20 protein-coding genes are annotated in these 22,413 nt (G+C 72.8%); 14 read left to right on the forward strand and 6 right to left on the reverse strand.

Annotated features, from left to right (window positions below):
- The first annotated feature begins 55 nt into the window (after positions 1–55).
- From ACS5RC_RS15020 to ACS5RC_RS15040, 5 genes are all read left to right on the forward strand, one after another.
- The gene (locus ACS5RC_RS15020) at positions 56–580 is read left to right on the forward strand and encodes a GbsR/MarR family transcriptional regulator (protein ID WP_478344668.1); all 525 of its coding nucleotides are present in this window, start codon (positions 56–58) and stop codon (positions 578–580) included.
- An 84-nt stretch (positions 581–664) separates the two neighbouring features.
- Positions 665–1,030 carry a hypothetical protein gene (locus ACS5RC_RS15025; RefSeq protein WP_478344669.1) on the forward strand — a complete coding sequence of 122 codons (366 nt, stop codon included), beginning with the start codon at positions 665–667 and terminating at the stop codon, positions 1,028–1,030.
- Positions 1,027–1,485: a thiol-disulfide oxidoreductase DCC family protein gene (locus ACS5RC_RS15030; protein WP_478344670.1), complete on the forward strand. Its 459-nt coding sequence runs from the start codon at positions 1,027–1,029 to the stop codon at positions 1,483–1,485. Before ACS5RC_RS15025 ends, ACS5RC_RS15030 begins: the two co-directional genes overlap by 4 nt.
- Positions 1,482–2,036, forward strand: coding sequence for a DUF4166 domain-containing protein (locus tag ACS5RC_RS15035; protein ID WP_478344671.1), 555 nt, complete (start codon positions 1,482–1,484; stop codon positions 2,034–2,036). The genes ACS5RC_RS15030 and ACS5RC_RS15035 overlap by 4 nt, the downstream gene beginning before the upstream one ends.
- A gap of 162 nt (positions 2,037–2,198) precedes the next feature.
- The gene (locus ACS5RC_RS15040) at positions 2,199–2,981 is read left to right on the forward strand and encodes a DUF502 domain-containing protein (RefSeq protein ID WP_478344672.1); all 783 of its coding nucleotides are present in this window, start codon (positions 2,199–2,201) and stop codon (positions 2,979–2,981) included.
- Between the two features lie 254 nt (positions 2,982–3,235).
- Here ACS5RC_RS15040 and ACS5RC_RS15045 read toward each other — a convergent pair whose 3' ends face one another.
- Together ACS5RC_RS15045 and recG are read right to left on the reverse strand one after the other, a co-directional pair.
- On the reverse strand, positions 3,236–3,520 hold the full coding sequence (locus ACS5RC_RS15045) for a hypothetical protein (protein ID WP_478344673.1): 285 nt from the start codon (positions 3,518–3,520) through the stop codon (positions 3,236–3,238).
- 292 nt (positions 3,521–3,812) lie between these two features.
- Positions 3,813–5,954, reverse strand: a complete 2,142-nt coding sequence (gene recG / locus ACS5RC_RS15050) for an ATP-dependent DNA helicase RecG (protein ID WP_478344674.1) — start codon at positions 5,952–5,954, stop codon at positions 3,813–3,815.
- A gap of 422 nt (positions 5,955–6,376) precedes the next feature.
- On the opposite strand from recG, the gene ACS5RC_RS15055 reads away from it, so the two are divergent.
- The 4 genes from ACS5RC_RS15055 to ACS5RC_RS15070 all read left to right on the forward strand — a co-directional run bounded on the left by ACS5RC_RS15055 (position 6,377) and on the right by ACS5RC_RS15070 (position 12,078).
- Positions 6,377–6,673: an FAD assembly factor SdhE gene (locus ACS5RC_RS15055; protein WP_478344675.1), complete on the forward strand. Its 297-nt coding sequence runs from the start codon at positions 6,377–6,379 to the stop codon at positions 6,671–6,673.
- A gap of 237 nt (positions 6,674–6,910) precedes the next feature.
- On the forward strand, positions 6,911–10,525 hold the full coding sequence (gene mfd / locus ACS5RC_RS15060) for a transcription-repair coupling factor (protein ID WP_478344676.1): 3,615 nt from the start codon (positions 6,911–6,913) through the stop codon (positions 10,523–10,525).
- 183 nt (positions 10,526–10,708) lie between these two features.
- Entirely contained in the window at positions 10,709–11,125 is a 417-nt protein-coding gene (locus tag ACS5RC_RS15065) for a carboxymuconolactone decarboxylase family protein (RefSeq protein WP_478344677.1), read from the forward strand.
- On the forward strand, positions 11,122–12,078 hold the full coding sequence (locus ACS5RC_RS15070) for a D-2-hydroxyacid dehydrogenase family protein (RefSeq protein WP_478344678.1): 957 nt from the start codon (positions 11,122–11,124) through the stop codon (positions 12,076–12,078). The genes ACS5RC_RS15065 and ACS5RC_RS15070 overlap by 4 nt, the downstream gene beginning before the upstream one ends.
- A 131-nt stretch (positions 12,079–12,209) precedes the next feature.
- Here ACS5RC_RS15070 and ACS5RC_RS15075 read toward each other — a convergent pair whose 3' ends face one another.
- Together ACS5RC_RS15075 and ACS5RC_RS15080 are read right to left on the reverse strand one after the other, a co-directional pair.
- Positions 12,210–13,448, reverse strand: coding sequence for a methyl-accepting chemotaxis protein (locus tag ACS5RC_RS15075; protein WP_478344679.1), 1,239 nt, complete (start codon positions 13,446–13,448; stop codon positions 12,210–12,212).
- A 263-nt stretch (positions 13,449–13,711) separates the two neighbouring features.
- On the reverse strand, positions 13,712–14,878 hold the full coding sequence (locus ACS5RC_RS15080) for a patatin-like phospholipase family protein (RefSeq protein ID WP_478344680.1): 1,167 nt from the start codon (positions 14,876–14,878) through the stop codon (positions 13,712–13,714).
- 388 nt (positions 14,879–15,266) lie between these two features.
- Between ACS5RC_RS15080 and ACS5RC_RS15085 the strand changes: the two genes are divergently transcribed.
- Positions 15,267–16,316, forward strand: a complete 1,050-nt coding sequence (locus tag ACS5RC_RS15085; RefSeq protein ID WP_478344681.1) for an HpcH/HpaI aldolase/citrate lyase family protein — start codon at positions 15,267–15,269, stop codon at positions 16,314–16,316.
- 43 nt (positions 16,317–16,359) lie between these two features.
- Here ACS5RC_RS15085 and ACS5RC_RS15090 read toward each other — a convergent pair whose 3' ends face one another.
- On the reverse strand, positions 16,360–17,352 hold the full coding sequence (locus ACS5RC_RS15090; RefSeq protein ID WP_478344682.1) for a GlxA family transcriptional regulator: 993 nt from the start codon (positions 17,350–17,352) through the stop codon (positions 16,360–16,362).
- Between the two features lie 488 nt (positions 17,353–17,840).
- On the opposite strand from ACS5RC_RS15090, the gene ACS5RC_RS15095 reads away from it, so the two are divergent.
- Positions 17,841–18,548 (forward strand): DJ-1/PfpI family protein, encoded by a 708-nt coding sequence (locus tag ACS5RC_RS15095; protein WP_478344683.1) that lies wholly within the window; start codon positions 17,841–17,843, stop codon positions 18,546–18,548.
- A gap of 46 nt (positions 18,549–18,594) precedes the next feature.
- A complete protein-coding gene (gene hspQ, locus ACS5RC_RS15100; protein WP_478344684.1) occupies positions 18,595–18,966 on the forward strand; it encodes a heat shock protein HspQ in 372 nt (123 codons plus the stop codon).
- A 214-nt stretch (positions 18,967–19,180) separates the two neighbouring features.
- Here hspQ and ACS5RC_RS15105 read toward each other — a convergent pair whose 3' ends face one another.
- Entirely contained in the window at positions 19,181–19,933 is a 753-nt protein-coding gene (locus tag ACS5RC_RS15105; protein WP_478344685.1) for an invasion associated locus B family protein, read from the reverse strand.
- A 467-nt stretch (positions 19,934–20,400) separates the two neighbouring features.
- Here ACS5RC_RS15105 and ACS5RC_RS15110 point away from each other — a divergent pair, with 467 nt between their 5' ends.
- Together ACS5RC_RS15110 and ACS5RC_RS15115 are read left to right on the forward strand one after the other, a co-directional pair.
- Positions 20,401–21,699, forward strand: coding sequence for an AMP-binding protein (locus tag ACS5RC_RS15110; protein WP_478344686.1), 1,299 nt, complete (start codon positions 20,401–20,403; stop codon positions 21,697–21,699).
- A 280-nt stretch (positions 21,700–21,979) separates the two neighbouring features.
- On the forward strand, positions 21,980–22,324 hold the full coding sequence (locus ACS5RC_RS15115; RefSeq protein WP_478344687.1) for a hypothetical protein: 345 nt from the start codon (positions 21,980–21,982) through the stop codon (positions 22,322–22,324).
- Positions 22,325–22,413: the final 89 nt, after the last annotated feature.

Below are 22,413 nucleotides of genomic sequence, written 5' to 3' on the forward strand. Positions count from 1 at the left end.
CTTGACGTTCCTCTGCTTTCCGTTATTTCTGTCTTTACAGAAATTAGAGGACGCGATGCTGGTCAGTCCGGTCATGGAGCGCTTCATCCTGCACTGGGGCGAGATGGGCTCGCGCTGGGGCGTGAACCGCTCCGTCGCGCAGATCCACGCGCTGCTCTACCTCTCCCCGGAGCCTCTGCCCGCCGACACGATCGCCGAGGCGCTGACAATCGCCCGCTCCAACGTCTCGAACAGCCTCAAGGAACTCCAGGCCTACAAGCTCGTCGGCGTGGTGCATGTGCGGGGCGACCGCCGCGACCATTTCCGGGCCGAGGTCGATCCCTGGGAGATCATGCTGCGGATCGCCGAGGAGCGGAAGAAGCGCGAGATCGACCCCGCGCTCGCGATGCTGCGCGATTGCGTCGAGGAGGCGGACCGGAACGGCGCCGCCGACGCGGTCGTGCGTGCTCGCCTCGCCGCCATGCTGGGCTTCCTGGAGGAACTCGACGGCTGGTACGAGCAGGTCCGGCGCCTGCCCCGCGCGACGCTGTCCGGCATCGTGCGGCTCGGCGGGCGGATCGCCGGCCTGATCGGCCGGTAGGGCAGCGACCACCGCCCCGACCGGCGGGTCTTGCGGTCAGGGGTTTCTGTTTTTTCAGACAAGACGGATGAAAGGGAACAGCGTATGACCCCGGCACTCGGCTTTCTCGTCGCCCTCGCCACCGCGGCCGGCAGCGCCGGCCTGATCCTCGCCGTGCTCTGGCGCCCGCTCCTGCGGGTGATCACCGACCTGTGCGGGACGGAGGATCGCGGGCGGTTCTGGACCACCTATACGGGCGTGATGCTGGTGCTGGCGCCGATCCTGGCCGTGAGCTTCGCGATGCCGCCCGCGGGCGCCGGCTGGAGCGATCCCGCCTTCCTGCGGCTCTGCGTGTTCTGGTCGGCGCTGGCGCTCACCGTCGCGCTCGCGATCTTCGGCTACGCGCTCTGGGCGCCGAGCAACCGCCTGTTCCAGGCGCGCCAGGCCGCGGGCGAGAGGGCGCCCCGATGAGCCGCGAGATCCAGCCCTACGGCTACCGGACCGATCCGGCGGTGCCGGACTTCCCCGACGACCGGCCGATCATCGTCTATGACGGCGTCTGCGCCCTCTGCACCGGCTGGGTCCGCTTCGTGATCCGGCACGATCCCGCCGGCCGCTACCGGCTGCTGCCGGCGCAGTCGCCGCTGGGGCAGGCGCTCTACCGCCATTACGGCCTCGATCCCACGGTGTTCGAGACGAACATCCTGCTCGAGGACGGCCGGCCCTGGTTCAAGCTCGAGGGCTCGCTCCGCATGGCGCGGGGCCTCGGCCTGCCCTGGTCGCTCGCGGGCGGGCTCGGTTTCCTGCCGCGGCGGATGGGCGAGGCGCTCTACGATTCTGTGGCGCGCAACCGCTTCCGCCTGTTCGGCCGGCGGGCGACCTGCCACAGGCCGGACCCCGCCGACGCCCACCGGTTTCTCGGGTGAGCCCCCCGGCCTCGCTCTATCGCGAGCTCCTGGGCGCGGCGTGGGAGCGGCTGCCGCCGGCCGTCCGCGGGTTCCACGCGGAGGCCGGGCTCCGGACCTATCGGGGGCGCGCGCGCGTGGAAGTCGGTCCCGGCCGCCGCGGCCGGCTCGCCGCCCGGCTGTTCGGGCTCCCGAGGGCCGGGCTCGACGTCCCGGTCGCGGTCGCGGTCACGGTCCGCCGCCGCGGCGAGATCTGGCGGCGCAGCTTCGCCGGCCGGCCCTTCGTCAGCCTCCAGTTCGCCGGCCGCGGGGGCCGCCTGCTGTGCGAGCGCGTCGGCCCAATCACGGTCGGCAGCGCCCTCGCGCTCGAGGGCGACCACCTGCGCCACACGATCCGGCGCTGGTCCCTGTTCGGAATCCCGATGCCCCGGGCCCTGGCGCCCGGCGGGGCGATCGTCGAGACGGAGGCGGCGGGCCGCTACCGTTTCGACATCGCCCTGGCCCATCCCTGGACGGGGCCGATCATCCGCTACCGGGGCTGGCTCGCGGCGGAGGCCGAGGACAGCCGATGACCGGGCCGCATCCGCGGGCGGGCCGGCCGCCTCAGGCCCGCGTGCGGCGCAGGGCGCGGGGTGGCGCCGCGGCCCCGGCCTTGAGGCGGGCAAGCGCAGCCGCTACCTGTCGCAAACCGGCCCTCCGGGACTAGACCGGGCGGGCCTTCCGAAAGGGCAGTCGTGGCGCCACCCATCCCGCCCATCCCGCCGCCGACCCCGGACGAGCTGGCCGGCCCGCGCAAGCGCGTCAGCGCGCGGGGACGGCTGCGCACCTACTTCCTCACCGGCATCATCGTGGCGGGGCCCTTGGCCATCACCGCCTACATCACGTGGTGGTTCATCGCGCTGATCGACGGCTGGGTGAAGCCGCTGGTGCCGGCGAGCTACCTGCCGGACCATTACCTGCCCTTCTCGATCCCCGGTCTCGGCCTCGTCATCGCCTTCATTGCGGTGACGCTGCTCGGCTTCCTCACGGCCAACCTCGTCGGGCGCTCGGTCATCGAGTTCGGCGAGGTACTGCTCGCCCGCACCCCGGTGATCTCCGGGCTCTACAAGGGCCTGCGCCAGATCTTCGAGACGCTGTTCTCGGCCAACGGCACCTCGTTCCGCACCGTGGGTCTGGTGGAGTTCCCGGTGAAGGGCACATGGTCGGTGGTCTTCCTCTCGGCGCCGGCCGCGCCCGAGGTGCAGGAGGTGCTGCCGAAGGGAGCGGGGCAGGCGGGCGCCCACGACTATGTCGGGGTGTTCCTGCCCTGCGCGCCGAACCCGACCACGGGGTTCTTCTTCTACCTGCCGCGCAGCGCGATCATCGAGGTCGGGATCAGCGTCGACGACGCGGCCAAGCTGGTGATGTCGGCGGGGGTGATCCAGCCCGAGGATCCCCAGGCCCGCCTCCACGCCATGGCGGCCGCGCTGCGGGCGGGCCAGGAATCGAACCCGGCGGCGGAGCGGGAGGAGGCGTGAGGGGCGGTGTCCGGGGCGACAGCCTGTTCGTCTTGCAGGAAGACCGACCCTCGCACCCCGATCCGTCCCACCCGCACCCTCATCCTGAGGTGCGAGCCTTGCGAGCCTCGAAGGACGGCTCCAGGGATCGCGGTGCTGTCCGGAGCCCTCTTTCGAGGCCGCTCGCGCGGCACCTCAGGACGAGGGGGGTTGGACGGGATGCCGTCCGGCAAGGCCCCTCGAAGATCGGTCGGGGGCTCGGCCGCGCCGTCCGCTTACGAAGCGCTGGCGGTGACCACCGGGGCCTTGGCGATGGGAGCGTGGTGGCCGCCCATCCAGCCGGTCGCCGTCTCGGCGGCGAGCAGGAGCGCCAGGGCGAGGCAGAGGCCGTTGGCGGCCATGAAGAGCGGGCGCGTGGCGCTGCGCACGGCCTCGGCGACCGCGTCGGTCGCGGGCTGAGCCTTGGCGTCGAGCCCGTCCGAGATCGGCAGCAGCCAGGGCTCCTGAGCGGTCCAGCCCTCGGAAGAGCCCGGCAGGCGTAGGTACGATCCGTTCAGCATCGGCTGGCCCTCCGTCGTGTCGATCGATTGACCCTATCCGTTCAGGCAATCGTTCATCTTGAGTTAAGATTGGCGCCTGAACCATGCAAGGGATCATGCGCCTTTCGCGGCTCCGGCACAACCCGGAACATGAACGGCACCTGAACCACCCGGGCGCCAGGACCGTTCCGACGAGTGGATCCTCAGCGATTCACGAGGCCGTGACAGGGCCGGGACGCGGCGATTCCGAGGCAGCGGCTTTTCGTTCAAGCGCCGTTCAGCCGGGCTCGCCGCCACGCCGCGCCGCCGTGTCTCATCCGGCCTCCAGCAGGCGGATCGCGGCCTCGCGCTCGAACAGGTAGAGCAGCACCCGCAGCGCCCGGCCGCGCTCGCTCCGCAGGGCGGGATCGCGCTCGACGATCATCCGGGCGTCGTCCCTGGCGGCCTCCAGCAGGTCGCCGTCGCTCTCCAGGCGGGCGAGGCGGAAGGCCGCGAGGCCGGATTGGCGGGTGCCCAGCACCTCGCCCTCGCCGCGCAGGCGCAGATCGGCCTCGGCGATGCGGAAGCCGTCCTCGCTCTCGCGCATCATCTCGAGCCGGGCGCGCGCGACCTGGCCGAGGGGGCCGCGGTAGAGCAGCAGGCAGGAGGAGGCGGCCGAGCCGCGCCCGACCCGGCCGCGGAGCTGGTGGAGCTGGGCGAGCCCGAAGCGCTCGGCATGCTCGATCACCATGATGGTGGCCTCGGGCACGTCGACGCCGACCTCGACCACGGTGGTCGAGACGAGGAGGCGGGTCTCGCCGGCCGCGAAGCGGGCCATCGCGGCGTCCTTGTCGGGGCCCGCCATCTTGCCGTGGATCAGCCCGACGGCGCCGCCGAAATGCTGCTGCAGGTCCTCGAACCGGGCTTCCGCCGCGGCGAGGTCGACGAACTCGGATTCGGCGACGAGGGGACAGATCCAGTAGGCCCGCTCGCCGCGCTCGAAGGCGCGCGCGAGGCCCGCCACCACCTCGTCGATCCGGTCGACCGAGAGCGTCACCGTGCGGATCGGCTGGCGGCCCGCGGGCTTCTCGTCGAGCACCGAGACGTCCATGTCGCCGAAGAAGGTCAGGGCCAGCGTGCGGGGGATCGGCGTCGCGGTCATCACCAGGAAGTCCACCGCCTCGCCCTTGGCGCCCAGCGCGAGGCGCTGATGCACGCCGAAGCGGTGCTGCTCGTCCACCACCGCGAGGCCGAGATCGCGGAACTGCACGCTCTCCTGGAACAGGGCGTGGGTGCCGACCAGCACGTCGATCTCGCCCGCGGCGAGGTCGCGCAGGGTGGCCTTGCGCTCGGCCGCGCGGTCGCGCCCCGTCATCAGGCGCAGGCGCAACGGGCCGGCGAGGGGGCCGAGGCGCTCGAAATGCTGGCGGGCCAGGATCTCGGTCGGGGCCATCAGGGCCGCCTGCCGCCCGGCCTCGACGGCCGACGCCACGGCGAGCAGCGCCACCGCGGTCTTGCCCGAGCCGACATCGCCCTGGAGCAGGCGCAGCATGCGCCGGTCGGCGGCGAGGTCGGCCCGGATCTCGGCGACCGCGCGCGACTGGGCGCCGGTGAGCCCGAAGGGCAGGGCGGCCTCGATGCGGCGGCTCAGGGTGCCGTCGCCCGCATTGACCCGGCCCGCCTTGCGGCGCTGGCGGGCGCGCAGGAGGGCGAGCGCCAGCTGCGAGGCCAGCATCTCGTCGTAGGCGAGGCGCCGCCGCGACGGGGTGGCGGGGGCGGGCTGGAGCGGGTCGGCGGATTTCGGGGGGGCCTCGCTCGGACGGTGCTCGGCCGCGAGCGCCTCGGCGAAGGGCAGCCAGGCGTTCCGCCGCAGCCAGGCCGGATCCTGCCACTCCGGCAGCACCGGCAGGCGCTCCAGGGCGGCGAGCGCCAGCTTGCCGATCGCCCGCGAGGTCAGACCCTCGGTGGCGCCGTAGATCGGCTCGACGGCGGGCAGGGCCGCCAGCCCCTCCGCGTCGGTGATGCGGGAGGGGTGCACCATCTGGCGCTGCCCGTCCCAGAGGTCGATCCGGCCCGAGACGTAGCGGTGGGCGCCCAGCGGCAGCATCTTCTCGATGCGGGCGGCGGGCATGCCGAAGAACACCAGCGTCACGTCGCCGGTGGAATCCTCCACCACCACCCGGTGCGGGCGCCGCCCGGCCCCCGCCTGCGACGGGCGGTGGCCCACCACCGTGACCCCGAGCGTCACCGGCTCACCGGGGGGCGCCTCGGCGATCGAGCCCTTGAGCTGGCGGGGGACGCCCCCCTGCGGCAGGTGGAACAGCAGGTCGACGATGCGGGCGGGCTGCTCTGGGGTGCCGAGCAGCCGCTCGATCATCGGCGCCATCTTCGGGCCGACGCCGGGCAGCCCGCGCGCGGGCGCGAAGAGCGGGTCGAGCAGGCTCGGGCGGAGATCGGGCGCGCGGTCGTCTGTCATCGGTCGGGGAAGGGTAGGGGCGGGGCCTTAACTATCCGCTCGCGCGCCGCGCGTCGCGGGCGGCGTGGCCGCAGCGCGGGCGGAGGATCCCCGCATCACGGGATCCCGTGATACCGTGATGCGGGGATCACAGGCCTTGCGCCTCGGGCGCCCGTGTCTCGGGCATCGGCGCTTGCCCCTTCAGCCGCAGGCGCTTGCCCCTTCAGCCGCAGGCGCTCGGGTCTACAGCCGCAGGCGCTCGCCTCTTCAGCCGCAGCGCTTGCGCCGGCGCGCCGCCGGACCGACATGGAGAGAGCCGGTGCCGTCGCGGGGACCGGCCTGGGACCGGGTGCGGCATTTCCAGGCCGCGCCCCGGCCGCTAGATGGGACCGGTCGCGCCGATCCTCGCGCACCCCGTCGAGCCCCGATTCGGAAGGCAGGCCATGTCCGGTACCACCCGCACCAGCGCGGACCTCGATCCGCGCCGCCGCCGCACCCTCTATCGCTCCTGGCACCGCGGCATCCGGGAGATGGATCTGATCATGGGCCGCTTCGCCGACGCCGAGATCGGCACCCTCTCGGAGGCGGAGCTGACCGAGTTCGAGGCCCTGATCGAGGTGCCCGACCGCGACCTGTTCCGCTGGCTCACCGGCGAGACCGCCGCGCCGGAAAACTACGACACCGCGGTCTACCGGCGCCTCAAGGCGTTCCACAAGCACGACGCGCCGATCCACGGCTAGGACGACGGATAGCCGCCGCGCGGCCCCGCCGCGCGTCTCCCTCCCCCTCTGCGGGGGAGGGTGCCGAACGAAGTGAGGCGGGAGAGGGGACGAGGTTTCCGGACGGAGTGCTGTCGGCGCGGCAGGGCTCGTCCGGAAGCCGGGCTCCCCTCTCCCGACCCCTGCTGACGCAGGGGCCACCCTCCCCCGCAGCGGGGGGAGGGCAGCGCGGGAACGATAGAGACACCTTCGGAATCGATGGCCAAACCCCAGCCCAAACCCGCCGCCCCTGCCAAGCCGCCGGCCAAGCCGCCGGCCAAGCCGCCGACGGCGCGCTTCGCCCTGCCGAAATCCGCGCCCCTCACCCGGGCGCTGGAGGCGATCCGGGCCGGCGACAGCCCGGTGCTCTCGGGCGTGCCGGACGGGTTCGACGCCCTCGTGGTGGCCGATCTCGCCCGGGTGCTGAGCCGCGGGTTCGAGGGGCCGGCGGTGCTGGTGCACGTGGCGCGCGATTCCGGGCGCTCGGCGGCCTTCGTCAACGCGCTGCGCTTCGTCGCCCCCGAGATCGAGGCGATGAGCGTGCCGGCCTGGGATTGCCAGCCCTACGACCGCACCTCGCCGACCCCCGCGGTGAGCGCCCAGCGCATGACCGCGCTGTCGCGGCTGACCCGCTCCCGCTCCTCCGAGGAGACGCCCCGCATCCTCTGCACCACCGTGAACGCCCTGGTGCAGCGGGTGCCGCCGATGAAGCGGATCGCGGTCGAGACCTTCTCGGCGGCGATCGGCAACGTCGTGCCGATGGACACGGTGGTGGCCTGGGTCGAGGCCAACGGCTTCCTGCGCACGGGCACGGTGCGGGACACCGGCGAGTACGCCGTGCGCGGCGGCATCCTCGACCTGTCGCCGCCGGGCCTGCCGAACCCGATCCGCCTCGACTTCTTCGGCGACACCCTGGAATCGATCCGCGCCTTCGACCCGGAGACGCAGCGCACGGTGGGGCAGCTCCGCTCCCTCGACCTCGTGCCGATGAGCGAGGTCCAGCTCACCACCGAGACGATCCGGCGCTTCCGCCAGGGCTACCTCGCGAGCTTCGGCGCGGCCACCCGCGACGACCGGCTCTACGAGACCGTGAGCGAGGGCCGGCGCTACGCCGGGCTCGAGCACTGGCTGCCGCTGTTCCACGACCGGCTCGACACCCTGTTCGACTACGTGCCGGGCGCGCCCCTGGTGTTCGAGCCGCAGGTGGAGGAGGCGGTCGCCGAGCGCATCAACCTGATCCAGGACTATTTCCAGGCCCGCGAGATCGCGCTGAAGACCCCGCAGGCGGGTGTGGCGCCCTACAAGCCGCTGCCGCCGCGCGCGCTCTACCTCACCCCGAACGAGTGGGCGGAGCGGGTTTCGACCAATCGCGTCGCCCAGCTCAGCCCCTTCTCCGAGGCGGAGGGCGCGCGCCCGGTGATCGATTGCGGCGCCAAGGCCGGGCGCAGCTTCGCCCCCGAGCGGGCCAGCGAGAGCGCCAGCGTGTTCGACGCGGCCGTGGCCCACATCCGCGACCTCCAGGCCGCCGGCCACCACGTGGTGCTCGGCGCCTGGTCCGACGGCTCGCGCGACCGGCTCTGCGGCGTGCTCGCCGACCACGGGATGCGGAAGCCCGTGGCGATCACCCGCCTGTCCGACGTCTACGCGCTCAAGCGCGGGGCCGACGCGGCGGTGGCGGTCTGGGGGCTCGAGGCCGGCTTCACCGCGGGCGAGCTCGCCGTCGTCTCCGAGGGCGACATCCTGGGCGACCGGCTGGTGCGCCAGAAGCGCAAGGCCAAGCGGCCCCAGGACGTGATCCTGGAGGTGCAGGCGCTCCAGCCCGGCGACCTCGTGGTCCATGCCGACCACGGCATCGGCCGCTTCGTCGGGCTGAAGACCATCCACGCCGCGGGCGCGCCGCACGATTGCCTGGAGCTGCAATACACCGGCGGCCTGCTGCTGCTGCCGGTGGAGAACATCGAACTGCTCACCCGCTACGGCTCGGAGGATTCCGAGGTGGCGCTGGACCGCCTCGGCGGCGGCGCCTGGCAGGCCCGCAAGGCCAAGATGAAGCGCCGCATCCTCGAGATGGCGGGCGAGCTGATCAAGGTCGCCGCCCAGCGCTTCGTGCGGCAGGCCCCGCGCCTGCATCCACCCGAGGGACTCTACGGCGAGTTCGCCGCGCGCTTCCCCTTCGACGAGACCGAGGACCAGGCGGGCGCCATCGACGCGGTGCTCACCGACCTCAACGCGGGCCGCCCGATGGACCGCCTCGTCTGCGGCGACGTCGGCTTCGGCAAGACCGAGGTGGCGCTGCGCGCGGCCTTCGCGGCGGCGATCTCCGGCAAGCAGGTGGCGGTGATCGTGCCCACCACCCTGCTCGCCCGCCAGCATTACCGCACCTTCGCCGAGCGCTTCACGGGCCTGCCCATCCAGGTGGCCCAGCTCTCCCGCTTCGTCTCGGCCGGCGAGATGAAGCAGACCCGGGCGGGGCTCGCCGCCGGCACCGTCGACATCGTGGTCGGCACGCACGCGCTGCTCGCCAAGACCATCGCCTTCAAGGACCTCGGCCTGATCATCGTGGACGAGGAGCAGCATTTCGGCGTAGCGCACAAGGAGCGGCTGAAGGCGCTTCAGGCCGACGTCCACGTGCTAACCCTTTCAGCCACACCGATCCCACGCACGCTTCAGCTCGCCATGACCGGCGTGCGCGAACTCTCCATCATCGCCACCCCGCCAGTGGACCGGCTCGTGGTACGCACCTTCGTGACGCCGTTCGACCCGCTCACCATCCGAGAGGCGCTGCTGCGCGAGCGCTACCGCGGCGGCCAGTCCTTCTACGTGGTCCCGCGGATCGAGGATCTGGCCGAGGTGAAGAGCTTCCTCGACCGCGAGATGCCCGAGACCAAGGTCGCGGTGGCCCACGGCCAGATGGCGGCGGGCCAGCTCGAGGACGTGATGACGGCCTTCTACGAGGGCAAGTTCGACGTGCTGCTCTCGACGACGATCGTCGAATCGGGCCTCGACATCCCGACCGCCAACACCCTCATCGTGCACCGGGCCGACATGTTCGGTCTGGCTCAGCTCTACCAGCTGCGCGGGCGCGTCGGGCGCTCCAAGGCGCGGGCCTACGCCCTGTTCACGACGCCGGCCAACCGCACGCTCACGGCCCAAGCCGAGCAGCGCCTCAAGGTGCTTCAGAGCCTCGATACCCTGGGTGCGGGCTTTCAGCTCGCCTCCCACGATCTCGACATCCGGGGCGCCGGCAATCTGCTCGGCGATGCGCAGTCCGGCCACGTCAAGGAGGTCGGCTACGAACTCTATCAGCAGATGCTGGAGGACGCGGTGACGGCGCTCAAGGCCGGCATCGAGGACGTGCCCGAGGAGGCGTGGTCACCCACCATCGCGCTCGGCGCGCCCGTCACTATCCCGGAGAGCTACGTCGAGGATCTGGGCGTGCGTCTCGCTCTCTACCGGCGCCTCGCCACGATCGAGAACGACGCCGAGATGGAGAGCTTCGGGGCCGAACTGATCGACCGCTTCGGGCCGCTGCCGCCGGAGGTGGAGCAGCTCCTGAAGATCGGCACGATCAAGCTCCTGTGCATGGCGGCCAACGTCGAAAAGGTCGAGGCCGGGCCGAAGGGCGTCGTGGTGCATTTCCGCGACCGCAGCTTCGCCAACCCGCAAGGATTAGTGGCCCTGGTGGCCGAGCAGGCCTCTTTTGCCAAGGTGCGGCCCGACATGAGCGTGGTGTTCATCCGCGATTTGGCTACGATCCCGGCCCGCCTCAAGACCGCAACCGAGGTCCTGCGCAGCCTCGCGGGCATCGCCCGGAAGGCCAAAAAGGCGGCGTGATCCGGCCTGCGCTCGTCGGACCGGAGGCGGATCACGCAAGCCCAGACGGCGCTCGAGCGACACCCGGATCCGCCATCCCGGAGGGATCGTCCGGATCCGGCATGACGGGCCGCCTTCGGGGAAGGCAGGCCCGGATTTCCGCGATAGACTCTCTTGCAGCAGACAGCATGCGGGAGAACGCCGATGTCCGACGAGGCCCTGTTCGAGAAGGGGTTGCCGATCCGCCGCGCGGTGCTGGGGGCGGAGTATGTCGACGCCTCGCTGGCCGGGGCCGACGACTTCATGATGGCGTTCCAGCGCGCCACCACCGCCTGGGCCTGGGGCTGGGCCTGGGGCGATCCGGCCCTTGACCACAGGACGCGCTCGCTCCTCAACCTCGCGATGCTCACCGCGCTGGGCAAGCCAGCCGAGTTGAAGCTGCACGTCAAGGGCGCGCTGACGAACGGCATCACCGTCGCGGAGATCAAGGCCGCGCTCCTGCACGCCACTGCCTATTGCGGCATCCCGGCTGGCCTCGAGGCCTTCAAGGCTGCCCACGCGGTGCTCCTGGCCGAGGGTGCCCTCGACGCCGCGCCGACCGACGGCGGGCCGGCCGCATGACCTCCTGTCTCATCCTCGATGACTACCAGGATGCGGCTCTGCACTGCGCCGACTGGAGCCGACTCGACGGCCGCGTCGCGGTCGGGCGCATCGGCGAGCCGCTGGCGGATCCGGACGCCCTCGTCGCCCGGATCGCCGGGGCCGAGATCCTGGTGATCATGCGCGAGCGCACGCCGTTCCCGGCCGCGCTCTTCGCCCGGCTGCCGAAGCTGCGGCTCCTCGTCACCAGCGGCCTGCGAAACGCGGCGATCGACCTCGCCGCCGCGCGGGCGCACGGGGTCACGGTCTGCGGCACGGAGAGCGCCGGCGCGCCGCCCACCGAGCTGACCTGGGCGCTGATCCTCGGCCTCGCCCGGCACGTGGCGACCGAGAGCGCGGCGCTGCGAGGCAACGGGCCCTGGCAGTCGACGCTCGGCACCGACCTCGCGGGCGCCCGGCTCGGCCTCCTCGGCCTCGGCAAGATCGGCGCGCAGGTAGCGCGGATCGGGCAGGCCTTCGGCATGGATGTCGTCGCCTGGAGCCCCAACCTGACGGAGGCGCGGGCGGAGACCGCTGGCGTCGCGCTGGCACCCTCTAAGGCGGCGCTTCTAGAGACAAGCGACGTCGTCAGCCTGCATCTCGTGCTCGGGCCGACGACGCGCGACCTGATCGGGGAGGCGGATCTCGCCCGAATGCGGCCGACGGCGCTCCTGATCAACACCGCTCGGGCCGGCCTTGTCGATCAGGCGGCGCTCGCCCGGGCGCTTGCCGAGAACAGGATCGCGGGGGCGGGGCTCGACGTGTTCGAGACCGAGCCGCTTCCGGCCAACAGCCCCTTCCGCAACCTGCCGAATGTGTTGGCCCTACCCCATCTCGGCTACGTCACGCGGGCGAACTACCGCACTTACTTTACCCAGGCCGTCGAGGACATAGAGGCTTGGCTCGCCGGTGCGCCGATCCGGGTGCTGGGCTGACGAGAGCCCGGATCGGCCTCAGCGTCGGACCAGATCCTGTCGATCCGTTCGGGATGGCAGACCAAGTCTTCGCTCGAACGCCACGCGGGCCTGTTTGATACAGGGCCCGGCCGGATCGACCGGAGCCCGCCTTAGATCTTCTTCACCTCGGCGAGGAACAGGGTCACCGCGGTGGTGATCTCCGCCATCTGCCGTTCGAGCTGGGCCGTCGCCGCGATGGCGGTCTCGGCCGAAGTCGAGGAGCGCTCCGCGTTCACCGCCACTGCCTCGATACTGCGGTTCACACTCCCGGTCTGGTCGGAAGCGGTGCGGGCGCTACGACCGATCTCGGCGACGGTTGCGACCTGCTCCTCGGAGGCGGCCGCTACCGCGCTGGTGTTGCGGTCGACCGTGGCGATGACAGCGGCGATCCGGTCGATCGCCTGCACGGTCCCGGCCGTCGCACCCTGGACGCCCGTGATGTGCTGGGCGATCTCCGCGGTGGCGCGCGCAGTCTGGGAGGCCAACTCCTTCACCTCGGCGGCGACGACGGCGAAGCCGCGGCCGGCCTCGCCGGCGCGCGCCGCCTCGATGGTGGCGTTGAGCGCCAACAGGTTGGTCTGGGATGCAATGGCCGAAATCATGCTGACGACTTCGCCGATTTTCTGCGAGGTGTCGGACAGGGTCTGGACGCTCGCCCGCGCCTCGGACGCCTCCGCGACCGCCTTCTGGGTGGCCTGGCTGGTCTCCCCCATCTGGCGTGCGATCTCGTCGTTGGCGGCCGTCATCTCCTCGACGGCGGCGGCCACGGACTGCACGTTGCCGCTGGTGAGGCCCGCGCCCGCGGCGGCGCTCGCGGCGGCGGTCGAGGTCTCCTCGGTGGCCAGGCGCACGCTCTCCGAGGCGTCCCGCATCGCGTGGGTGGCCTGCGCCGTCGCGGCGGTCGCGCTGCCCATGCTGGCGTCGAAGCCGGTGATCGCGTCGGCCAGCGCCGTCACGTCGGCCCAGGACAGGACGGCGGCGACGTAGGCTCCGGCGCGCGAGCGGACGGCGCTGACATGCAGGTCGAGGGTCTTGGGTCCGAGCCGGATCTTGGTGCGCCAGGGCAGGCGCTCGGGCGCGGAGACGATGGCGCGCTGGTGGCTCGGGTTCTTGTGGAACACGTCCATGGACGTCCCCACCATGGCCTCGGGCCGGACGCTCGGGGGAAGGTAGGCCTGGAGGGTGCGCAGGGTCTCGACGCTGCGCGGGTTGGCGTAGGTCACCATCGCGGTCTGCGGGTCGAGCAGCAGGACGTTGACGGGCAACGCGTCGAGCACCGCCTCGAAATCGACGCCCGCCGTCTCGGCCTCGCGCTGAGCGATCTCTGTCTTTCGTGCAAATCCGAACATATGCCGACCCCCGATGTTTTCGGGTGTCATGGTAACGCAATACACGATTAACGAGTCGTTACGGCGGCAGCGAAATCAGTTTATTCTCAATTCCTGGTGGAGATATGAATGAGTACAACGAAAATTTGTGCTCAGGCCGGGAAAACGGCCCCGACCCGGTCCTCGGCGACGCCGGAAGACCCGCGAAACCAGTGCGTCGGCGGCCTGCCGCCGAGCCGGCCCGCTCGGGCGCGCAGCGCGTCGGCGCCGCGTCGGCGGTCCGGTCAGCGCTTGGCCAGCGCCTGCGTCTCGCCCTGGATGCCGGCGGAGGGCGTCGCGAAGGCGGTGCCGTCGCGGCCGAGGGCCTGGCCGTGGGCGTAGAGCGCCTGCATGTAGCGCTGGTCGAAGGGGCCGGGCGAGACGGTCTTGAAGCGGCCGTCGATCTCGGCGACCGCCAGGTCGATGCCCTCGCGGCGGCTGAAGGCGCCGGCGAGCGCCAGCCCGTCCTGGATCTGCGCCTTGATCGCCGCGGAGAGGGAGCGGCCGAGCACGGAGAGCAGGGAGCGCCGGGCCATCTCGAAGGCGGGCGTCGGGCTGTTGTTGATCACGAGGTAGATCGTGCGGGTCGGCATCCGCACCGGCGGCGTGCCGGCGAGCGCCGCGGTCATGGCCCGCTTCGGCGCGAGGTAGAAGGGGGCCGTGGTGCCGCCGTCGGCGTGCAGTTCCTGGATGGCCTTGCCGCCGGGCAGGCTCGCCTCGACCGGGACGGGCGGGAACACGCCCGGCACCGCCGAGGAGGCCAGGATGACGGCGCGGAACAGGTCGAGGGCCTTGGCCTCGCTGCCCTTCCGCTGGGCGGCCGCGGCGATGGCGCCCATGTCCCAGAGCACCGGGCGGCCGGTATCGATCTCGGTGGTGGCGACCAGCAGGCGCCGGCCCTTGGCCTGCTCGGCGGCGACCGCCCTGAGCAGCGGGGCCGTCACCGCCCGGTCGATGCGGCGCTTCAGCGGCCACGTGTCGGTGAGCGCCACGTCCGAGCCGCCGAATTCGAAGACGTCGGCCGCCGTGATGGTGGTGTAGGCCTCGCGCAGGGGGGCGTCGCCCGACCGGCCGATGAAGGCGAAGGGGGCGATCAGGGCGCCCGTGCTCACCCCCGTGACCACTCCGAAGGCCGGCCGCGTCCCGGCCTCGCTCCAGCCGGCGAGCAGCCCGGCCGCGAAGGCGCCGTCCTCGCCGCCGCCCGACAGGACGAGCCAGGGCTCGGAGGAGGCGGAGGCCTCGTCGAGCAAGGCCTGGAAGGCCTGCGGGTCGTCGCCCGCGATGCGCACCCCCTCGAGCCCGGCAGGCCGGGCCGCGGCCGCGTCCTCGGCCGTGAAGGCGATCCGCTCGGCGGGGGCCTTGCCAGTATTGGAGCCGGCAAACGCGCCCCCGTGGACGCTCGTAACCAGCATACAGGCCGTCGCGAAAACGGCGACTGACCGTCGCGTCGATCCGGACATGGCTAATTCCCGCTCTGAGAGCACCCGCCTCGTCCGAAGAACGCCAGCATGACTGGGCCAGTTCCCGGTTCGATCCGGTCTGCGCCCGGCGCAGACGCATCGCTGTGCGGCGGCGCACGGAGTCAGACTTCCGGATCCCGCGGCGTCCGCAGAAAAACTCGGTGTCGGAGGAAGAAAAATTCAGCGTCGCCGGGCCGGATCCGGCCCCGCCCGCACCAAGGCACAGCTTTACCCGGGGCCGGGCCCTGCCATAACGGGACCGAAGCCGAGCCCGTCCATCGGGACTCCGTCGGGACGTCCCAATCGGACGTCTCCATCGTGCCTTCTGGGAACCCGAGCCATGAAACTGCCGCGCCGCTTCTTCCAGCCCCTCGCCACGGGCGCCCCGGCCCCGTTCCGGGAGCTTCCGGTCAAGCTCGAGCGGATGATCCACTTCGTGCCGCCCCACAACGAGAAGGTCCGGGCCCGGGTGCCTGAGCTCGCCGGGACGGTCGACGTGGTGCTCGGCAACCTCGAGGACGCGGTGCCGCTGGATCAGAAGGAGGCCGCCCGGAAGGGCTTCGTGCAGATGGCGCGGGCGACCGACTTCGCCGCCACCGGCACCGGCCTCTGGACCCGCATCAACGCCCTCAACAGCCCCTGGATTCTCGACGACCTGTTCGAGATCGTCGGCGCGGTCGGCGACCGGCTCGACGTGGTGATGGTGCCCAAGGTCGAGGGCCCCTGGGACATCCACTACATCGACCAGCTGCTCGCCCAGCTCGAGGCCCGGCACGGAATCGGCAAGCCGATCCTCGTCCACGCCATCCTGGAGACGGCGGAAGGCGTGGCCAACGTCGACGCCATCGCGGCGGCCTCGCCGCGCATGCACGGCATGAGCCTCGGGCCCGCCGACCTCGCGGCCTCCCGCGGCATGAAGACCACCCGGGTCGGCGGCGGCCACCCGGAATACCGCGTCATCGCCGACCCGGCGGGCGAGGCCCCGCGCGCCTCGGCCCAGCAGGATCTCTGGCACTACACCATCGCGCGGATGGTCGACGCCTGCATGGCCAACGGCATCAAGGCCTTCTACGGCCCCTTCGGCGACTTCTCGGACGGGGCGGCCTGCGAGGTCCAGTTCCGCAACGCCTTCCTGATGGGCTGCGCCGGCGCCTGGACGCTCCACCCCAACCAGGTCGCCATCGCCAAGCGCGTCTTCGCGCCGGACCCGGACGAAGTCGCCTTCGCCGCCCGCATCGTCGCGGCCATGCCCGACGGCACCGGCGCGGTGATGCTCGACGGCAAGATGCAGGACGACGCCACCTGGAAGCAGGCCAAGGTCATCGTCGACCTCGCCCGCCTGGTCTCGGCCAAGGACCCGGACCTCGCGGCCGTGTACAAGCTCGACTGAGCCGGCCTCCGCGCGCGGCTCTTGGGCCGGCTCTTGGGTCGGCTCAGGGTCCGGCCGACGCGCCGAACCGGTCGCGATACTCCTGCGGCGTCGCGGCCAGGTGCCGGAGGAAGCTGCGCCGCAGCGTCTCCTCCGAGCCGAAGCCGCAGCGCTCGGCGATCCGCTTCACGGGCAGGCGCGTCTCGCTGAGATGGTGGCGCGCCGCCTCCAGCCGCAGGCGCTCCACCCCCTTGGCCGGCGTCAGGCCGGTGGCCGCGCGGTAATGCCGCCCGAGGCTGCGCGGGCTCATGCCCGCTTGGGCGGCCAGGGCCGGCAGGGAGAGATCGCGCGCGAGGTTGTCCCGGATCCAGGCGTGGAGCGCCGCGAAGCGGTCGTCGCCGGCCTGGAGGGCGAGGCTCGCGCTGAACTGCGCCTGGCCGCCCGGGCGCTTCAGGAACATCACGAGGTGGCGCGCCACGGCAAGCGCCAGATCCCGGCCGAGATCGGCCTCGACCAGGGCGAGGGTCATGTCGATGCCCGCGGTGATGCCGGCCGAGGTCCAGATCGCGCCGTCCCGCACGTAGATCGGGTCCGGCTCGACCCGGGCCCGCGGGTAGAGCCGGGCCAGCGCCTCGCATTGCGTCCAGTGGGTGACGGCGCGGCGACCGTCGAGCAGCCCCGCCGCGCCGAGCAGGAAAGCGCCGGTGCAGACCGAGGCGACCCGCCGCGCCCGCGCCGCCCGCGCCAGCACCCAGGCCAGCACCGCCGGATCGGCGCAGGCCGCCCGGATCCCGGGCCCGCCCGCGATCACCAGCGTGTCGAGGGGCGCCTCGACCGGGGGGAGGGGCTCGGCCACCAGCCGCAGCCCGGCCGAGGCGGTCAGAGCGGGATCGCCCACCGTCACCACCCGCGGCGCGTAGGGCGCCGGGATGCCCCCGGCGGTCGCGGAGACGTCGTTGGCCGTGGCGAAGACCTGAAGCGCGCCCGCCACGTCGAGGAGCTGCACCCCCGGGAAGGCGAGGATCTCGACGGGCCGGCTCGCGGATTCAAACATCATCCGTTCCCCTCAAGCTTGCCCTGCAAGGGCGCGGGTTCTGCCCTCCCCCCTCTGCGGGGAAGGATGTTCACACATCTCGGATGGAGCCCGCGCGCTTCCCTCTCCCCTCTGCGGGAGAGGGTGGCCCGCGAAGCGGGTCGGCCGGGACGAAGTCCCGCAGAGAGGGGAGCGACGGTCCAGGATCGCGCTCGGCATCGACGCCGGGCCTCGTCCGAGAGCCGGGTTCCCCTCTCCCGCCTGCTCCGCAGGCACCCTCCCCCGCAGAGGGGGGAGGGAAGAACCCACGCCTCTGCAGTGCAAGCCAGAGCGTGAACCCGTGATGTGTGAATCCGCTAGCCTCTGCGGGGGAGGGAAGCGCGGGCTTCATCCGCGATGTGCGAACATCATAGACGGGTCGGCGGTTCTGGCTGGAAACGAGGGGTGTTTGGCATTCTCGCCAGACGATGGCGGCTTAGGCTGCCCGTGTCCAGAACGCGAGAGGCCCAACCATGATTCCGATCGAGACCCCGCTCACCATCGGCTCCCTCCTGTTCGAGGGGGTGGACCAGATCGACCTGACCGGGCCGTTCGAGGTGCTGGCCCGGATCCCGAACGCCACCTGCCGGATCTACGGAGCGGGCACCGCGACGGTGCGGGACGTGAACGGGCTGCGGCTGACCCCGGACGCCGCCCTCGCGGACGCGCCCCCGCTCGACGTGCTGCACGTCCCGGGCGGCTTAGGACAGGAAGCCCTGATGGAGGATGAAGCGGTGCTCGGCTGGATCCGGCGGCAGGCCGAGGGCGGCGGCCACGTCCTCTCCGTCTGCACCGGCGCGCTGCTCTGCGGCGCGGCGGGGCTGCTGCGCGGCCGGCGCGCCACGACGCATTGGTCGGCGTTCCACCTGCTCCCGCATTTCGGGGCGATCCCGGTGAACGAACGGGTGGTGGTCGACGGGCGCTACACCTTCGCGGCGGGCGTCACGGCGGGGATCGACGGCGCCCTGCGGCTCGCGGCCGCACTCCGGGGCGACGACGCCGCCCGGGCGATCCAGCTCGCCATCGCCTACGCGCCCGAGCCGCCCTTCGACAGCGGCACCCCGGAGAGCGCGCCGCCCGCGATCCTGGCGCACGCGCGGGAGGCGGTCGCCGGGATCACCGCGCGCCGCGCCGCGACGGCGGAGCGGGTCGGCGCAGCCCTCGGCATCGCCGCCCCGTGACCGGAACCCGATGACAGCGGCACGACTTGCGCCTATCTGAGGCGGCATGATGGATCAGACGGTACCGATGGATCAGGCCGTGGCGGCCCCCGCCATCAGGACGGCGAAGTTCGGGATCGGGGCGGTGGTCCGGCACCGGATCTACCCGTTCCGCGGCATCGTGTTCGATGTCGACCCGGTCTTCGACAACACCGAGGAATGGTGGCTCGCCATCCCCGAGGCGGTGCGGCCCCGCAAGGACCAGCCCTTCTACCACCTGCTCGCCGAGAACGCCGAGACGGAGTACGTCGCCTACGTCTCCGAGCAGAACCTCGTGCCCGACACCTCCGGCGAGGCCCTGCGCCATGCGGGGATCGGCGAGATCTTCGTGCGCGACGACCGCGGCACCTACCGGATGCGCGACCGCACCGCGAACTGAGCACCCCCGCCCCGACGCGGGAACGGCCGGGCTCGCCGCCCGGCCGTTCCCGTTTTCCCGTGCGCCGCGTGCCCGTGCGCGCCAAGTACCCATGCGCGCCGTGGGCCCGCGGGAGGCCCCCGTCCGGGGAGCCTCTCGCCAGCCTCTCGCCAGCCTCTCGCCAGCCTCTTGCGCTCGAGATGCCCGAGGAGCCTTGCGGCTTACTGGCGCTGCCTTACGGCTTGGGCGCGGTGTTGGCGGTGCCGGCCTTCTCGGCCTCGAGCTTCTTGCGCATGTCCTCGCTGCGCTTCTCCAGCTCGGCCTGGAGCTTCTTCTGCTGCTCCTCGAGCACCTTCGGGTCCATGGCCGGGCCGTCGAAGGCCTTGCCGAAGCCGGTGAGCGGCACCGCGAAGGTGACCTCGCGCTGGGTCTGGTTCTGCACCGAGACGTTGAGCAGGGTGCCCTTCTTCATCGCGCCCACGACGCCCGCATCGACGCCCCCGGCCTCGGCGAAGCAGCCGTTCGGGAAGCAGACGGCGAACTTGCCGGGGGTGGCCGACTGGCCGTCGATGTTGAAGCGGATGCCCGGCTGCAGCAGCAGCCCGAGCGGCAGCAGGTAGCGCACCACGCGCACCTCCTGCTTGGTCTGCGGATTCTTCATCTCGTAGACGGCGACCGCGAGGACCGGCTGGCCCTGGTCGGACACGAAGTCGCGCGTGGTGTAGCAGATGTCCGTGCCCGAGCCCTGATCCTTGCCGCAGACCTTGGTCCAGTCGGCCTGGCCGGGCTCGGACTTGACGTTGATGATCTGCGGGCCGGTCTGGGCCGTCTGGTTGGTGGGAGCGGTGGGCGCGGGCGCCGTCGGGGCGGGCGCGGTCGGGGCAGGGGCCGCCGGCTTCTTCGGCTGGGCGAGCGCCGGACCGGCAAGGCCCGCGATCGCGAGAACGGCGGCGGCGCGCAGCAGGTGCGCAGGGCGATTGGCGGACATCGGCTTCAGACCCCTTGGGTTTGGCGTAAGGCTTCTCGGTTCGTCGGATGACGAGACCGTGACGCGGTCGTCGAGAGGGTGCCGCCGTTTCTGGCAGGCGCCGCCGGCCCGGGCAGGCGCCCCCCGGCGGGAGCATCCGGCTGCGAGCCTCGGCCGGCACCCGCCCGGCAGGACCGGGGGCGCCGCGCCCGAGAGAGGCTCCCGCCTCCCCGCGATGACCGGGCGGCCTGCTTTCCCGGCGGAATGAGGCGAAGACATGACACCGGTGCCAGGCCGCACACGATCGGGCGGCCGCCCGCCCGCTCCGTGAACGGGCGGGGGCGTTAGCCGGCCCTTAACCATGCCGATCCATGGTCGGCGCCGACGGGGCGATCGGCGGAGGGGCATCGGTGCAGGCGCAGCCCAGAATCGCCCGGGACCCTGCCGCGCCGCCGCGTCCTTCCATCCCGTCCGTCCCCGCGCGCCCCATGCCCATGCTCGCCCCGTCCCGCGCGCCCGTGCCCGTGCCCGACCGGCCGGTCGCCCCGGCGGCGCCGGGCCGCCGGGCCGGCCTCGCCGCCCTGCTGGCCGCCACCGCGCAGCGCCACCCGTCCCGCCCGGCCCTCGTCGACCTCGCCGACCGGACCGGCTGGTGCGGCCGCCCGGCCATGACCTGGACCTACGCCGCCGCCGCCGAGATCGCGGCCCGCCTCGCCCGCGGCATCCGCGCCTGGCGCCTGCCGCCGGGCAGCCGGGTCGGCCTCTGGTTCGCGGGCGGCGGCGAGGGGCTGGTCGCCCATCTGGCGGTGGAGGCGGCCGGCCACGTGCCCTGCCCGATGCCAGCCGCCTGGGACGAGGCGCAGGCGGTGGCCGGCGTCGAGGCCGCCGGCATCGCCGCCGTCCTGACGCACGGGCGCCTCGGCGGGCGCCGCCCCGCCGAGACCCTGCGCCGCGTCGCGCTCCAGGTCTTCGGCCTGCGCTACCTCGCCGCCTTCGGCCCCGACGTCCCCGACGGGGTGATCAACCTCGACGCGCTGGCGCTGGAGCGGGGCGGCCGGGACGGCGCCGGGGAGGCGGGTCCCGAGAGCGGCGGCGGCCTCGTGAGCTTCGCCGGGCGCGACCCGGCCCGGCCGGTCCACAGGCCCGGGGAGGCGCTGCTCGCGGCGATCGCCGCCCATCTCGCCTGCGCCCCCGTCGGCCCGGGCGAGCGCCTTCTCAGCCTGATGCCGCCCGACGACCTGCGCGGGCTCGTGACCGGCCTCGGCGCCGCCCTGATGGCGGGCGCCACCCTGGAGACCCTGCCGGCCTTCGACGCGCGCAGCTTCGCGTCGGCCCTCGTGGCCGAGGCGGACCCGCGCGCCCTGCACCTCGCGGTCCCGGCCTTCCTCGAAGCGGCCCTGCGCGATGCGCCCCTGCCCGGCTGCCTGCGCACCCTCACCCTGGCCCACCGCGCCCCCGGCCGGCTGACGGACCGCCGCCTGGAGCGGGCGCCCGGCTACCGCATCCTCGACGCGATCGCCCTCGACGAGGACGCCGTGATCACCCGCGGCCGAGGCGCCGACGACATCGCCCTCGCCCTGGCCGATCCCGCCGGGTTCGCCCTGCCCGCCGGGCTGCTCGAACTCGGGATCGGCCCCGGCGGCGCGATCGCGCTGCGCGGGCGGGCCTGCCGGGCCGCGCCGCTCCGCCGGGGCGCCGCGACGCCGCCCGAGGCGGAGACGTGGCGCGCGGCGCCCTACCGCGCGACCTTCTTCGCCGGAACCGCGACGAGCCTCATCCGGGCCTGAGCCGGGGCGCGCCGGCCCGCAAGGGCGATTTTCCCATCCGGGAGACCGCGATCCGCCCGCCGGCCGCGAGAGTCCTCGGGCCCGCGCCCGGAGCCGTCGGCCCGATCCTTGCACCGTTGCGGGGGATCGCGCGGCGGCGCGGAGGGTCGGTTCATCCCCGGCTCATCCGGCCGCCGGCATCTTCGCACTGCAAACAGGCCGGCGAACCAAATCGGGATCCGGCGTGTTATCGGCTCGGGCCTCTTCCCTCGAGGCTTACGATGGGGTACCGCTCAAGCTTATGGGTGCGCTGCAACAAGTCCTCGTGGTGGATGACGGCGTCCGGGCCGTGGACCACTCGCTCGCCGGCGAACTCGCCGCCCTCGGCTACGCCAGCGTCACGGCCTCGCTCGACGCGGCCGACGACGTGCTCGCGGTGATCGCGCGGCCCGCCGCCGTCCTGCTCCAGAGCCCGGCCCGCCGCGATGCGGGATATCGGCTGCGCGCCGCCCAGCTGCGCCGCCAGCTGCGCGGCCAGGGCATCCCGGTCATCGATATCGAGGCCGGCCGCACCCAGCGCTCGGGCGGCCCCGTCGACCTCCAGAGCCGCATCGGCGCCTACGTCCTGCAGGAACCGGAGCGCTAGTCCGGATTCTCCGGGGCAGCCCCGCCCGCGGATCACGCCGCCGGACCGGGCGTGTCCTCCGGATCATCGCAGGTTCGCCCGACCCGCCA

This window comes from Methylobacterium sp. HJ2, assembly GCF_056431005.1.

What these genes read in the sequence shown, in the direction of transcription:
- ACS5RC_RS15080 (WP_478344680.1), bottom strand. Translation starts at nt 14,878, where the DNA reads ATGCTGGTTACGAGCGTCCACGGGGGCGCGTTTGCCGGCTCCAATACT.
- mfd (WP_478344676.1), top strand. Translation starts at nt 6,911, where the DNA reads ATGGCCAAACCCCAGCCCAAACCCGCCGCCCCTGCCAAGCCGCCGGCC.
- ACS5RC_RS15115 (WP_478344687.1), top strand. Translation starts at nt 21,980, where the DNA reads ATGGGTGCGCTGCAACAAGTCCTCGTGGTGGATGACGGCGTCCGGGCC.
- ACS5RC_RS15090 (WP_478344682.1), bottom strand. Translation starts at nt 17,352, where the DNA reads ATGATGTTTGAATCCGCGAGCCGGCCCGTCGAGATCCTCGCCTTCCCG.
- ACS5RC_RS15085 (WP_478344681.1), top strand. Translation starts at nt 15,267, where the DNA reads ATGAAACTGCCGCGCCGCTTCTTCCAGCCCCTCGCCACGGGCGCCCCG.
- recG (WP_478344674.1), bottom strand. Translation starts at nt 5,954, where the DNA reads ATGACAGACGACCGCGCGCCCGATCTCCGCCCGAGCCTGCTCGACCCG.
- ACS5RC_RS15045 (WP_478344673.1), bottom strand. Translation starts at nt 3,520, where the DNA reads ATGCTGAACGGATCGTACCTACGCCTGCCGGGCTCTTCCGAGGGCTGG.
- ACS5RC_RS15055 (WP_478344675.1), top strand. Translation starts at nt 6,377, where the DNA reads ATGTCCGGTACCACCCGCACCAGCGCGGACCTCGATCCGCGCCGCCGC.
- ACS5RC_RS15020 (WP_478344668.1), top strand. Translation starts at nt 56, where the DNA reads ATGCTGGTCAGTCCGGTCATGGAGCGCTTCATCCTGCACTGGGGCGAG.
- ACS5RC_RS15095 (WP_478344683.1), top strand. Translation starts at nt 17,841, where the DNA reads ATGATTCCGATCGAGACCCCGCTCACCATCGGCTCCCTCCTGTTCGAG.
- ACS5RC_RS15030 (WP_478344670.1), top strand. Translation starts at nt 1,027, where the DNA reads ATGAGCCGCGAGATCCAGCCCTACGGCTACCGGACCGATCCGGCGGTG.
- ACS5RC_RS15025 (WP_478344669.1), top strand. Translation starts at nt 665, where the DNA reads ATGACCCCGGCACTCGGCTTTCTCGTCGCCCTCGCCACCGCGGCCGGC.
- ACS5RC_RS15070 (WP_478344678.1), top strand. Translation starts at nt 11,122, where the DNA reads ATGACCTCCTGTCTCATCCTCGATGACTACCAGGATGCGGCTCTGCAC.
- ACS5RC_RS15065 (WP_478344677.1), top strand. Translation starts at nt 10,709, where the DNA reads ATGTCCGACGAGGCCCTGTTCGAGAAGGGGTTGCCGATCCGCCGCGCG.
- ACS5RC_RS15110 (WP_478344686.1), top strand. Translation starts at nt 20,401, where the DNA reads ATGCCCATGCTCGCCCCGTCCCGCGCGCCCGTGCCCGTGCCCGACCGG.
- ACS5RC_RS15105 (WP_478344685.1), bottom strand. Translation starts at nt 19,933, where the DNA reads ATGTCCGCCAATCGCCCTGCGCACCTGCTGCGCGCCGCCGCCGTTCTC.
- hspQ (WP_478344684.1), top strand. Translation starts at nt 18,595, where the DNA reads ATGATGGATCAGACGGTACCGATGGATCAGGCCGTGGCGGCCCCCGCC.
- ACS5RC_RS15075 (WP_478344679.1), bottom strand. Translation starts at nt 13,448, where the DNA reads ATGTTCGGATTTGCACGAAAGACAGAGATCGCTCAGCGCGAGGCCGAG.